The organism is Clostridium sp. JS66 (genome assembly GCF_033561535.1).
Classification (GTDB): domain Bacteria; phylum Bacillota; class Clostridia; order Clostridiales; family Clostridiaceae; genus Clostridium_AM; species Clostridium_AM carboxidivorans.
The window spans coordinates 857,990-872,040 of sequence record NZ_CP131467.1; the positions used below are offsets into that span (position 1 = coordinate 857,990).

A 14,051-nucleotide genomic window follows, 5' to 3' on the forward strand; every position below is an offset into this window, starting at 1 on the left:
ATAATATACTCAAGTATATGGGCAGTGTCTTATTTTAATTTTATAATGAATAAAAAAATCAGGAGGTATACTAAACTATTATGAATCGTTATAAAGCTACTGTAATCCTAATTATAGCTACAATTGGTTTCCTAATCAGTTATCCTTTCCATAAAACTTTCATTGGGGGTCTTATAAGTAGTGGCTTTTGTGCTTCAATGATAGGAGGATTTGCTGATTGGTATGGAATAACAGCTTTATTTAGAAAGCCCCTTGGAGTATCATTTAAAACTGAGATAATACCTAAAAATAGAGAAAAAATATTTGATGGTTTAAGCAATATGGTGAGTGAGGAGCTATTAACAAGAGAACACTTAAAGAAACTGTTAAATGAATATGACACCTCAAAAGTAATCTTAAAGTATGCATCAAATAATAAAGAGTATGAAAATATTAAAAAGATTGCTAGCTCAATTATTAAGGAGAGTTTTGACAAAATACAAAATGATGAGGCGAGCAAGGTTGCAGCTAACTTAGTAACACAAAATCTAGCACAATTAAATTTATGGAAGATATTGATTTCTGCCGTTAAGATATCAATAAAAAATGGATATGATGAAAAAATAATAAATTTTATAATTGATGAAATTATTTCTTATATTAGAACAGATGATTTTCATCGTATACTTACTGATGTAGTAGAGAAAACTAAAAATTCTTATGAAAATGGTATGACAAAGAGAATTATTCTTAATGCAGTAGTACTAGATATGCTTTTGAAGTTATCTCCTGAAAACATTGCAAGGGTTATCCAGGAAAAGGCAGCAGACTATTTTTATAATTTCAAAAATACCAATAATAGTGATAGATTAAAATTTAAAGAATGGATTGATGAGAAGTTTATAGAATTAGAGCAAAGTGATAATGTTAAGAATAAAATTGAAAAATGGAAGATAAGTCAAATAAACAATCTTAAAATTGAAGAATATGTAGATGGATTTTTTCAAAATTTAAAGGACAAAGGCATGGAAGAGGATGGCATCATAAAGAAATTTATTTATGAGACAGAGCTTAAAATTGATACTGTTAGAAATAAGTTTAATAATGATATTTGTTTTCAGAAAAGTGTGGATAACTATATAAAGAAGGCTGCATCACAACTTATTGACAGTGCTCATGAAAGCATTGGTAGAATTGTTAGAGAAAATTTAGACAAGTATTCAAATGATATGTTAATAGAACTAATTGAGTCAAAGGCAGGAAATGATTTGCAATTAATTAGAATTAATGGTTCAGTGGTTGGCGGCTTAATTGGTATTATAGTGTTTATCCTAACATATAGAATTTAAATAGGGGTAAGAATATGAGAAATAAGAAGATAGCAGATAGATTATTATTTATATTACTTATAGCATTTATTACCGTTGTTTTTATAAAAGCATATTTTCACAAAAGCTTTTTTACTGAAATGTTGGGTTTTGTCATTGAAGCAGCATTGATTGGAGGAATTGCGGATTGGTTTGCTATAACAGCCTTATATGAAAAACCTTTAGGCTTTCCATGGCATACCGCTATAATTCCTAAGAATAGAGATAAGGTTATAAATTCAATAGCTTATATGGTGGAAAATGAACTGTTAAATGAAAGAACATTAAAGAGTAGGATAAAGAAAATTAAGATTATTGATACCTTGATTGAATATATTGATAGGAATGCAAAACAAGGTGGATATATATTTGAGTTCCTGGAGAAATATACTACAAAGTTTTTAGAGGACATAGATAAAGATAAAATTGCCAGGTACATTGAAGACAATTTGAAAAGCAATTTGAAAGAAGTGGACTTATCTATATACTTAAGTAAAATTTTAATTTTTGCAGTAAAAAGTAGTGATTGTGAAAAGTTATTTGTTGATGTCTTAGAGAAAATAATTGCGAAGGCAAAAGAAGATAATACAAGAAATGAAATTTATAATATGATAAATGAACTTATAAAAAAGAATATAGATAATAAAAAAGGTATCCAAAGAATGTTAATGCAAGTTGCAGTGACATTAGCAGAAGAGACAGATAGTGTCAACACTTTAGATGCAGCATACTCTATACAAAAACAGATATTAGAAGTGCTTTTAGAGTTAAAAGATATAAATAATCCAATACATATTGAAATGATCAATAAAATTGAAGAAGTTATAGAAAAACTGCATACTGATGAGAAAGTAATATCTAGTGTAGAAAAGTGGAAATTGGATACCATTGAAAAAATTATAATTAGAAATGAGCTTGGCAATGTTATAGAAAATACTATTATGGCTCTAAGGTATGCTATTAAAAAGGAAAGCGTTCAAGTGGATGAACTATTATCCAAGAATACAAATGTGGAAAATTTTCAATTGTACTCAAACAGTATGCAACCTGTTATTAATTGGTTAAAAGAACAAATAAGCAGTTATTGGGAAAATTTTAAAAATGATAGTAAAGCAAAGCGAAGTATAGAAATTTATATTAAAGGATTTATCTATAAGATTATAAAATCAGAGCATCATTTTATAGGAATTATAGTTAATAAAACATTAAGCAATTTAACAGATGATTCCCTTAATGATTTTATACAGAAAAAGGCAGGAAACGAGTTGCATTGGATTCGTATAAATGGGTGTATTGTTGGAGCGGTGTTTGGATTAATTGTATTTTTGTTTATGAATGGGGTTTATATGCCTATTATATCAAGGGTGTTTCATTTAATGTAAAATTATTTTTTAGTAGAAATACAACGGAAGAACAAAATTTTTATATTAAATTAGCAGAGATATTATTACAAAAGGAACAACAAAGAGAAATCACTTAATTTCTTAATCATGAGAACTGAAATAGCAAGATTAGCTAAAGATTCGCAGCATTCTTTGCAATTTGTGAATAAAATATGAACAAAATAATAAGAAGAAAGCAAAAAGGGAGGGAAACCTTCCTTTTTAAATTTTTGCAGATTAAATGTATACATCTATATCACTAGCTTGTAATTTATAAGTATAACTCAGAGTAAAGTGCTTCTAAATTCAAATTAGAAGCACTAGAAATATCTTTAGCAATCTGGCCATGTTTTAAAAATATAAATCTTGAACAAATGCTACTGACAAAATCTAAAATGTGACTTGATATTATAATAATGGCTCCTTTAGATTTAGAATCATTTATCTGTTTTTTTAATGTAATTATTCCTTTAGTGTCAATTCCATTTGTTGGTTCATCAAGTATTATTAAGTTAGGGTTACCTAGAAAAGCGCTAATTATGCCAATCTTTTTTTTCATTCCCATAGATAAATTTTTTAATAATTGATGTCGGTGTTCCCATAAATCATAGCTAGCTAATAGGCTTTCAATATCTGAGCTTAAATTTGATTTGAATTTTACACAAGCTACAAAATCAAGAAACTCATATACACTCATTTTTTCATAAAAAAATAAGTCCTCTGGTAGATAACCAATATATCTTTTTGACTCTCTACTAGTAGTAGAGAGATTGTTAACCAAAACGTTTCCTTCTTGACTTTTCATTACACCAGCAATAATTTTTAAAGTTGTTGACTTACCAGAACCATTTGGACCTATTAGTGCTAAAATTTCTGATGAATCTATGTTTATAGAAATTTTAGTGATGCCTTTATTATTAGGATATATTTTGGTTAAATTATTAGCAGTTAACATAAATGTAGTACCTCTTTCTATGATATTAAATAGATTTTTACATCTTAATTTTATTCATAAAAGTATTTTTTCCAGTTCTTATAACCATTTTTTAATGCAATGTAAATAATAGCAAATGGAAGAAGCGGAACAATCATTAAAAAATTCCCAATTAGTATTGGAATATTTGTCTTTTCTATATTAGGGTAAAACATTATTAATATGCTATTATAATATATTGATAAAAATAGAGCTATAATAACTAAGGTTATTATAATTAATATTAACTTAGGAAAAATAAAACATTTAAAAGAATATAATATTATAAATTGATATGTTGATATAAAAAGAACACTTATTATTTTACAGCATACATACTCTTTATACTTTATTGGTAGTTGTTGATATATCATAAAATTGCTAGCCTCAATTTTATATAGCACTTGAGAATACATTGTATTCAAATATATAACAATAATGCTTATAATAAAATATATAGTATAATCATTATTAAATAAAACAACAACGAGATATATACAAAATGAAAGTATTTGTAGCAGTAAAAAATCCATGTTCCTAGTTAATGAAAAAAAATCTTTCAATATATGGGATATAACTGGTTTTTTAAATCTATTTTTCCTGTGAAGTAAATCTTTTATATTATTAAATCTGTTAGTAGTTGAATTTACAAGTGAAGCATAAATATGTACTTTTCTAGCTATCAAAATCAATAAAATAGATAGAATAATAAATAAAGTCATTATAAAATATAAATTATCATATAAATTATTTATTAAAAATTTTATAAATGTGCTGTTAATTACATGTTCAAATACTAAAGATAAATCAGCTATTTTAAAATTAAAATTAATATAAAGGCAATATGCTAATATCACTAAGAACATACTTGCAAGGATAATTTTAATTGCTTTATAAATTGAAGATATATTAATTGTTAAGAAAATCAATAGTATAAATTTATAAATAGCTAAATACAACATAAAATATTTCAATAAATTAATCAAAATTAAGAAAATAGATGTTCTAAAATTAAGAATCCCATATACTATTGAAAGAATATAAAAAATATATCTTTGTTTAAAAAATCCAATACTAGTTATTTGTATGTTTGTATACGAAAGTCCTTTTAAAAAAGAAATTTCATTGGTACATAAAAATTTTTTTGTGTTAACAATTACTAAGTTAAAAGTAATTATAATATGCAACAATGCAAGGCTTTTTTTTATTAATATACTATTATATTCATACTTTTTTGAAAGAAACATATCAAATGAATTTCCAAAATAATTTGATATTAAAAATATACATATATATATTAGTAGATATTTATAATTTTTTTTAAAATTATTTGCTTTTATCCAGTAGATTATATTTTTATCCATAGAAATTAACTCCTTAGGTAACTTTTAAGCTTCTAAAAACAAAAATCAAACAATATTTTAAAATCATAGAAATTGTTTTTACAATATTCTTTGGCGTAATTTTATATTTTTTAATAAGCTCATAGACCTTATAGCCATCTGTCTTAATAAAGAATTTATTAAATGGAACTAAAGAGAACATTCCTACCATTAAAAGACCTAAAAATAGTATAAAGAAATATGTAAGTTGTATCTTATGTACGAATATTACGATAAGCACACTAATAATCAAAAATGAGATTAAACCAAACAGCAATGACATAATTGGTCCAGCTAATGATATATATAAAATATCATTACTAGTAAACTCGCCATTAAAATATACAGAAACTCCTATGCAAATTTTAATTTTTTTAAATTGTATTGAATCAAATCTCAATGATTTAACTTGATTACCTCTACCTTGAATAATCAACATAGAGGCATGAAAAGTTTCTTCTAATGTTATTGATAACAGAATTAGAAAAATGCATATGAAAATATTTGGTATATTGGTTGTTTTTAGTAAGTCTTTATGTACGCATAATACTAATGTTATAAGAACCAATAATGGTACAATCAAATATTTAAAAACTTTTTGCAATATATATATATATAATACAAAAAAATTATCTTTCTTATTGTTTGGTATATCAATATAAAAACTTCTAATCATGAATAACTAACCTTTCCATAATAGGACATAAATGTTTATTAGCCTATTTGTATCATTATAATGTAAGAAATTTAATTTTAAATCAATAACTTATTGATTCTTGATATTTGGTTATAAACTTAAGGAACACTAATATAAATTTATTCACAAGTTAGTTCTGCAACTTGTTCTTTTAAATATTTACTTATGTTTTTGTATAATATCTTTGACTCAGGTCTTATATCGCCTTTACTTAGTCTAATTAATGCATCGTAATATAGTATTTGAATATCTTCTCTATTAAAATTATTAGTATCATACACTGGAGTCAATGTATTATAATTATCTGTATCAAAATCCTTAATTTTTATCCCAACTTTATCAGGGTTATTATACATAAAGGTACCTGGAAAAGGAGTAGAAACACTGAAAACTACTTTTGCACCATAAGATTGTAGTTCTAATGCTAATTCTACTGATTTATTTATAGTTTCAATTGTATCATATGGTTGACCTATCATTAAACAAGTAGCAGTACTAATGTCTAGCTCTCTTGCCCATAAAAAAGTTTTTCTTATTTGATCAATTGTTATATTTTTCTTTAAGCAATCTAACATTTCTTGACTTCCAGTTTCTACACCAAATTGAACTGATGTACATCCACAGTCTTTCATCTCTTTTAATAAATCTTTACTCATTATATCAACTCTTGATTCACAATTCCATGTAATGCCTAGATTTTCTTTTTTTAGTAGTTCAAGTAGTTTATATAATCTTTCAACATCTGCAGTCATTGTATCATCAACTATTTGTATATGAGTACTACCAAGTGACTTTAAATATTTAAATTCTTCAAGTACATTTTCTGCTGAACGTACTCTATATCTTCCACCTGATAAAGCAGTAGCGGCACAGAATATACATTTGCCTGGACATCCTCTGCTAGTAGAAATGCTTGCTGGTACAGCGTATTTATTTAAATCATATAGTTTTCTATCTGGAAAAGGTATCATATCTAGATCTTCTATGAATTTTTTGCGAGGATTCTTCTTTATTATTCCATTATCAATATATGATATGCCTTCGATATTATGTAGACTACCAATATTATTTATATAATAATCACACAAATCTTTTACTATTAATTCGCCTTCATGTCTAACAACTAAATCTATAAATCCAGATTTTAATGTATCTTCATATTCAAATGTTACATGACATCCACCCATAAAGACGATTATTTCACTATTCAATGATTTTATATATTTAGCAATAGCTAGTCCACTTTTATAGGTTTCTGTAGTTGTTGATATTCCTATAAGCTTTGGACTATTTGATTTAATAATTTTTTCTAAATCTAGAATTGTAACTTCCTTAATGTAAAAATCAAGTATTTTTGCTGTATAATTATTTTTAATAAGCCATGTTCCAATGTATCCCAAGCCCAATGGTGGTAACCCTTGAATCCTATGTGATAATATACTTCCAGGTAATGGAGATGGTGCATTTATTAAAAGTACATCTAAATCATTGTTCATACTTAGTTCCCCCTAGTTAGAATTCCTATCTTATCTTTATATAAAGGATCCCAATTTTTAATTAAAAGTCCTTCATTATGGAGCATGTCTATTAATTTTTTTATATCATCATATACTTTATTTTCATCTGAAATATCAAATATATTAAGAATTTCTGTAATGATATCTTTGACTGTGTTCTTACCATTTGACATCTTCCAAAGTACAGTAGATACTGAATTTAGCTCTACAACATGATTAAATCCAATTATTGAAGCTTTGTTATTTTCAATTTTATAACTTTGAATAACTCTACATGGTTTAAAATCTAACATTGATTTCATCCTTTCTATTAAATTTAATAAGGGGAATATAAGAAAATTCCCCTTATAGCTTAATGTACATGTGTAGGTGGCCATAATGCTGATATAACAATTGCACCGACAGCAGCCAAAGCGAATGCAGAAGAATGTACATCAACACATACTTCTTCATCTTCAATTATTTGCATAACTGGTTCTTCGTATTTCATAAATGTCACCTCCTTAAAAGTTTATGGTTTAGTCGCTTGCAGAATTCCACAAGTGTTGATTAGCCTAACTTTTTAGCTGTTAGGTTTTTATATTTTCCTCCACCATGAGATAATAGTTGTAACTACATAAAATAGTAAATCATAGAGGAGGAGAACAAACTCACTTAAAGTATATAGTTAATTAGTTTGTTCTCTAATTTAAGATTATATATATATTAATCTTAAATTCAATATAAATGTTATGAAATATGTAAATTATGTCGTGAAATGAAATATTTGAATATAAAGTACATTTGGGATAAAATATGGTAGTTTTGCGATATACATATTGAATTCTATCTAAATTACTGCTATATTATTTTAATTATTGTAAAAATAATGGTATAAATAGAGTTATTATGTAAGTGGTAAAGTGGAATATAAAATATTGGGAGATATATTAACAGCAGATGATGGAGAAGAAAAGAAAGTAATATCTGTAGAAGAGTACTTAGCAAAAGACATAATGATAAGCCAGTTATTCTTGAAATTGATGCTAAAAAGGCTTGGTTGAGCTTGCTATGGGAAGGACTCTTCTGTCTACGATGATATTACTGACAGCCTTGCTGGGATTTATTTTTCATTTGGAATTTCATTCATTGAGGTCATGGAAAGCTATTGTACTCTGATGATTGTTGAGTTTAGGAAGTTGCTGTTTTATATATCGATAAAATGCCAACATATTTTCAGTCAACACTTTGTTTTTTTTCTTTACGAAATATACGTCCCAGCTAAAGTTATCATCTGGAAATTTATAATATCTGAGCTTGGAATCATCCGGACGTATGGTATGTGCTGGAACAACAAACAGAAGGTTGTTATGTTGTGCAATCTCTCTTAAGGAGTTGAAGTCACCAGAGGATATATCAATAATTGGGTTAAATCCTGCATTTCGACAAGTCGCAACGAAATTGTGGCGTATGTGAAATTGTGTGTTAAACATGGCATATCGTTGACAGTTCAAATCATCTATCTGGATATGTTTTTTGCGGTATAATTCGTGTGTCCACGGAATACACAGATATATATCTTCTTGCATCAAACATTCAGCAGAAAAGCGGTCTGAATCTATGACACCAGTTGTAATACAGAAATCATATTCGTCTTTTTTCAAAAGTTCTTCCAGATAAAAGTCTGCATGATCTGCATATTCAATATTCACATGTGGATGTGTATTCTGGAAATCTGTAATCAGTTTATAAGGCAGTACAGAAATTACGCCAAAGGCCATACCAAGAAAAATGGTTTCCTGAGGCACATCCTTTATCTGAGAAATATGGGAATACATATATCTTTTTCGCTCCAAAATAATACGACATTCATCCAGAAAATACGCGCCATATTTTGTGGGGGATACTCCATTGGTATTTCTGTAAAGCAGTTGGCATCCAAGCTCTTCTTCCAGTTCTCGGACTATTTTGGATATGCCTTGCTGGGATACATGATATACCGCAGATGCCTTATTGATACTTTTGCACTCGCATACTTCTATAAAGACTTCCATTTGTCTGAATGTCATAACCCATCCTCCTTCATAACTTTTTTAAATATAGTAACTTATCACACATTGTATAATAAGTTTCTTATAGAAAATAGCGCAAGTATAATTAAAAATCGCAAATGTTCACGAAACAGTCTTCTGCATACAACCTTTTGGTTGTATAGATACAATGATTTTTCTTCTTTTTTGTCTTAATTTTATCATATATACTTAAGGTGTCAAGAAATTATCAAACTCAGATAAAAAAGGAGTAAAAAGATATGAAGAACAAATATTATCCACATCTTGCGAGTCCTATTAAGATTAACGGAGTTACTTTTAAAAATAGAATTTTTGGTGCGCCTATGTCCAATCCGGAATTAGATGCAGACTGTAATATGAGGAAAGAAGAAATCGCATTTCATGAAAATCGTGCACGTGGTGGTCTTGCAAGTGTAGCCATTGGTCTTGGTATTGTAGATGCTATTGGTCGTACACACACAAAGGAAATAAAACTCTATGACATAATGTCTCTCCCTTCACTTAAGGAAGCTGCAAACGCTATGCATCGTCACAATTGTAATGCAGTAATGGAGCTCGCCCACGGAGGAAAATATGGGAATGCCCGTGGTCATGGCAATGCTGATGGCACATTAATTGGGCCCAATGATGAAATAAATCCAGAAGGACTTCAGGTTCGCAGCATGACAGATGAGGATATCTATAGAGTTGCGGATTGTTTTGCTGAAGGTGCAAAACTGGTGAAAGAAGCTGGCTTTGACATGGTACTTATCCACGGTGGTCATGGATGGCTGCTTGGTCAGTTCAGCTCTCCAACCATGAATTACAGAACAGATAAATGGGGTGGCAGTCTGGAGAATCGTATGCGTTTTCCACTGCTGGTAATAGAAAAAGTACGTGAAGCCGTTGGACCTAATTATCCAATTGAATTCCGTATGAGTGGAGCAGAGTATACGAAAGATGGATACACAATCGAAGAAGGTATCGATATGGCCAAAATGCTGGATGGGAAGGTGGATATTATCCATGTTTCTGCTGGTATTCATGAAGATCCAGAGGTATTTACACTTACTCACCCATCTATGTTTATTGAACATGGATATAATGTATATCTTGCGTCTGAGATTAAAAAGCATGTTAAGACACCAATTGCTACATTAGGCGGACTAAATGATCCGGACATGATGGAAGAAATTATTGCTTCAGGAAAAGCAGATATCATACAGGTTGCACGTCAATCACTGGCTGATCCATATTTCCCAGAGAAAGCATTTTCAGGAAATGCAGATGATATTAATCGCTGTTGCCGCTGCTACACTTGTTTCTTCAATTATTTAACAAATAGAACATTCTGTTGTGCGTTTAACCCAGTTATTGGTAACGAACTGGAAAATAAGCATGCATTCCCAGCTACAACGCCAAAAAAAGTTATCGTAGTTGGTGGTGGCCCAGGCGGTATGGAAGCAGCTATTACAGCAGCTCATCGTGGTCATTCTGTTACTCTTTATGAAAAGAGCAGTGAGCTTGGCGGACAACTTCTTTCTGAACAGTATATTCCTTTTAAGCAGGATATGTTCAACTTTGTAAAAGTATTAAAAGGACGTTTGGAGAAATCAGGCGTTGAGGTTTGTTTGAATACAGAGCTTACTGCTGAACAGGCTGCAGCAGAGAATGCTGATGTCATTATTACAGCTATTGGCGCTAAACCGATTGTTCCACCAATCCCTGGAATTGGTAATGAGAAAGTTGTTGGACTTGAAGCTCTTCATCAGAAGGCTCCTGCACTTGGACACAAGGTTGTTATCCTTGGCGGAGGTCTTGTTGGATGCGAATCTGCAATTTATCTGGATAGCCTTGGAAAAGATGTTACAATCGTTGAGATGAAAAGAGACTGGGCAGCAGATTCTTACTTTATGCACAAAAGTGCAATGGTAAGGGCAATGCGTGGCAGCAATATCAAGATTAATGTAAATACAAAGGCAAAGGCTGTTACAGCTGAAGGACTTGTCTGTGAGACAACCCATGGTGAAGTTACTTTGGAGGCTGACAGCATTTTGTTAGCAGCAGGTATGAAAGCTGACTGTGCAGTTGCAGACAGCTTCTATAACGCAGCACCACGTGTATTTGAAACAGGCGACTGTATTAAGCCGGGTCGTGTTGTTGAGGCAGTTACAAACGGATACTACCGTGCACTGGATATTTAAGATTAGACATAGAAACTCTATATTTAAAGAAGGGGGATTATTATGAAAATAAAAGCAGCAGTAGTTCATGAAAAAGGACAAGATTTTAAAATTGAAGAGGTAGAATTAGCACCACCAAAGGCAGATGAAATACTTGTAAAAATAGTATCAAGTGGTGTTTGTCATACTGATGAAGTTGCAAAACTACAAGTGATTCCAGTACCTTTACCAGCAGTATTTGGACATGAAGGTTGTGGTATTGTAGAAGAGGTTGGTAGTAGTGTTACTGAGTTTAAAAAGGGTGACCGTGTTGGATTTTCCTTTGGATTTTGTGGACATTGTGAAAACTGTCTAAGTGCACATCAACATGCATGTGAAAATTTTAATGCAATTAATTTTGGTGGGGTTATGAGTGATGGTACAAAGAGACTTTCACAAAATGGAAAAGAAATATCTTCATTCTTTGGACAATCTTCCTTTGCAACTTATGCAGTAGTAAATCAAAATAGTGCAATAAAGGTTGATGATGATATAGATCTTGCATTGGTAGGCCCCCTAGGTTGTGGCATCCAAACAGGTGCAGGTGCTGTATTAAATAGATTAAATCCAAAGTTTGGTTCTACTATTGCGGTATTTGGATGTGGAACTATAGGAATGAGTGCTATTATGGCAGCTAAAATTACAGGATGCTCAAAAATTATTGCAGTAGGAGGAAATCCAGGTAGTTTAGAACTTGCAAAGGAGCTTGGAGCAACTCATACTATAAACAGAAAAGAAACTGATGATATAGTTTGTGAAGTCAAGAAGATCACAAATGGAGGATGCCACTATGCAATTGATACCACTGGAGTTGGTGATTTTGTAAAGAAAGCTCTTGCTTGTGTTCGTTTCTTAGGTACTGCAGTGGTTTTGGGAGCAACTGGAGATTTGACCATTAATGTACAAGAAGAATTAATGGGTGAAGCAAAATCTTTAATTGGGATTGTAGAAGGTGATTCTATTCCAAAGTTATTTATTCCTAAATTAATTCAATACTATAAAGAAGGTAAATTTCCATTTGATAAATTAATTAAATTCTATGATTTTGAAGATATTAACAAAGCCTTTGAAGACTCTCACAATGGTAAAGTTATTAAAGCTGTATTAAAAATAAATTAAATGGCTGAACAATCTGAAAGTTACCATAAGTAACTTGTTTAATAATCTCAATATGAATTTACTTGACTCAAACAGGTAATAATTTTTTTAAGTTTAAGGCTTAAATTTATAGATTTTATGTTGAACTTGCACATCCCTAAGGATTTTGAAATTAGGGGTGTGCATTTTTTAGTATAAATATATTTAGTTATAAAAATTAGCTATAATTATTGAATATCAAAAATATTAATAGGTAGATGATACACTTATTAATAAAATGGTAACTGCTTTAGATTTTGATTGTGAAACTAGGAGATATCTATAAGGGTGTAAAATTATGAATGGCAGCATCAGAAGTAGAAAAAGCAACTAATAAGGAAATAAAAAAATAAAATTCAATTATATTGAAATATTGCCTAAAAATTAGTTTTTGTGTTAATATTGGTATGGCTAGTAAATAGAAAATATGTAAATTTATTATAAGGAGAAATTATGAGCGGAAGAAGCACTTATTATTATATGAAAATGATTGAATATAGTAATGCAGAAAGAATATTGCTGGATAAATTAGAAAGTATAAATAGTAATCTTAGACAATGTGATGATAGTTTCTCTAATTTTCCAAATGTATATAACAACAATATTAATTTAGAGGGGCAAGTTATAGAAAATTTTAATAGTAAATCTAAAAAGTTTGGTAAGGAATTGGAAAGTATACTTAATAAGGCTAAGTCTAGCAGAGATGTAATTAGTGAAAAAAAAGTATTAGCACATGCAAGATATTTGTATTATATGGAGCTGTACGAGGAGTCATTAGATGATGATTAAGAAAATGAGATAAAGTAGGAATCTAGCATGCTAGATACGAAAAGGAGTTTATGATATATGCAAAGTGATTTATTATATGAAGTTAATAGTAACTTATCAAATCAAATTTATGCGTTAGAGCAAGTTAATCAAAAATTAAGAACTTCATTAAGTGGAGTTACAGATATAATAAAGATATTGCAAAGCGATGTATGGCAAGGACAAAGTAAGAAAACAGCCTTAGATTTATTGTCAATATTTCATACATATCATGCTAAGCTTATAGAGGCTAGTGAAATGAATCTTAGTGCAATGAAGGTACTAGATGATAAGGCTACTAGTTATATGAGTAGTGGAGCAATTCCGGTGTTATGGAGGAGTGATGGTCCAAGCAAGTCATTTAAAGAGAAGGTAGCAACAAGTTTAAACCAAGCTTCAGATTATGTATACAAAGAGGCTTGTGAAGCAGGAGAATATGTATCAGAAAAAGCAAATGAGGCAGGAGAATATCTTTCAAAAAAGGCAAATGAAGCAGGTGAAAGCATATCAGAGACTGCTAATGAGGCTGGGCAATTTGTTTCAAATATACTATAGAAT

Annotated in this window: 13 protein-coding genes; 7 read left to right on the top strand and 6 right to left on the bottom strand. The window is 29.7% G+C overall.

Features of this window, described 5'->3' with window-relative positions; genetic code table 11:
• The first annotated feature begins 80 nt into the window (after positions 1-80).
• Positions 81-1,328, top strand: a complete 1,248-nt coding sequence (locus tag Q6H37_RS03800; RefSeq protein WP_318739255.1) for a DUF445 domain-containing protein — start codon at positions 81-83, stop codon at positions 1,326-1,328.
• 14 nt (positions 1,329-1,342) lie between these two features.
• Positions 1,343-2,728: a DUF445 domain-containing protein gene (locus tag Q6H37_RS03805; RefSeq protein ID WP_318739256.1), complete on the top strand. Its 1,386-nt coding sequence runs from the start codon at positions 1,343-1,345 to the stop codon at positions 2,726-2,728.
• Between the two features lie 271 nt (positions 2,729-2,999).
• Here the strand turns inward: Q6H37_RS03805 and Q6H37_RS03810 are convergent, their stop codons facing one another.
• The 5 genes from Q6H37_RS03810 to Q6H37_RS03830 form a co-directional block, all read right to left on the bottom strand.
• Entirely contained in the window at positions 3,000-3,683 is a 684-nt protein-coding gene (locus Q6H37_RS03810; RefSeq protein WP_318739257.1) for an ABC transporter ATP-binding protein, read from the bottom strand.
• Between the two features lie 1,395 nt (positions 3,684-5,078).
• Complete coding sequence (locus tag Q6H37_RS03815) at positions 5,079-5,759, bottom strand: hypothetical protein (protein WP_318739258.1); 681 nt, start codon at positions 5,757-5,759, stop codon at positions 5,079-5,081.
• A gap of 140 nt (positions 5,760-5,899) precedes the next feature.
• A complete protein-coding gene (locus Q6H37_RS03820; RefSeq protein WP_318739259.1) occupies positions 5,900-7,276 on the bottom strand; it encodes a B12-binding domain-containing radical SAM protein in 1,377 nt (458 codons plus the stop codon).
• A 2-nt stretch (positions 7,277-7,278) separates the two neighbouring features.
• A complete protein-coding gene (locus Q6H37_RS03825; RefSeq protein ID WP_318739260.1) occupies positions 7,279-7,590 on the bottom strand; it encodes a PqqD family protein in 312 nt (103 codons plus the stop codon).
• 59 nt (positions 7,591-7,649) lie between these two features.
• A complete protein-coding gene (locus tag Q6H37_RS03830; RefSeq protein WP_318739261.1) occupies positions 7,650-7,787 on the bottom strand; it encodes a hypothetical protein in 138 nt (45 codons plus the stop codon).
• A gap of 412 nt (positions 7,788-8,199) precedes the next feature.
• Between Q6H37_RS03830 and Q6H37_RS03835 the strand changes: the two genes are divergently transcribed.
• Positions 8,200-8,340, top strand: a complete 141-nt coding sequence (locus Q6H37_RS03835) for a hypothetical protein (protein ID WP_318739262.1) — start codon at positions 8,200-8,202, stop codon at positions 8,338-8,340.
• 78 nt (positions 8,341-8,418) lie between these two features.
• Here the strand turns inward: Q6H37_RS03835 and Q6H37_RS03840 are convergent, their stop codons facing one another.
• The gene (locus tag Q6H37_RS03840; RefSeq protein WP_318739263.1) at positions 8,419-9,345 is read right to left on the bottom strand and encodes a LysR family transcriptional regulator; all 927 of its coding nucleotides are present in this window, start codon (positions 9,343-9,345) and stop codon (positions 8,419-8,421) included.
• Between the two features lie 242 nt (positions 9,346-9,587).
• Between Q6H37_RS03840 and Q6H37_RS03845 the strand changes: the two genes are divergently transcribed.
• The 4 genes from Q6H37_RS03845 (at position 9,588) to Q6H37_RS03860 (ending at position 14,048) form a co-directional block, all read left to right on the top strand.
• Positions 9,588-11,531, top strand: a complete 1,944-nt coding sequence (locus tag Q6H37_RS03845; protein WP_318739264.1) for an FAD-dependent oxidoreductase — start codon at positions 9,588-9,590, stop codon at positions 11,529-11,531.
• A 42-nt stretch (positions 11,532-11,573) separates the two neighbouring features.
• Positions 11,574-12,668, top strand: coding sequence for an NAD(P)-dependent alcohol dehydrogenase (locus tag Q6H37_RS03850; protein ID WP_318739265.1), 1,095 nt, complete (start codon positions 11,574-11,576; stop codon positions 12,666-12,668).
• 471 nt (positions 12,669-13,139) lie between these two features.
• Positions 13,140-13,475: a hypothetical protein gene (locus Q6H37_RS03855; protein WP_318739266.1), complete on the top strand. Its 336-nt coding sequence runs from the start codon at positions 13,140-13,142 to the stop codon at positions 13,473-13,475.
• Between the two features lie 57 nt (positions 13,476-13,532).
• Complete coding sequence (locus tag Q6H37_RS03860; RefSeq protein ID WP_318739267.1) at positions 13,533-14,048, top strand: hypothetical protein; 516 nt, start codon at positions 13,533-13,535, stop codon at positions 14,046-14,048.
• Positions 14,049-14,051 lie beyond the last annotated feature (3 nt).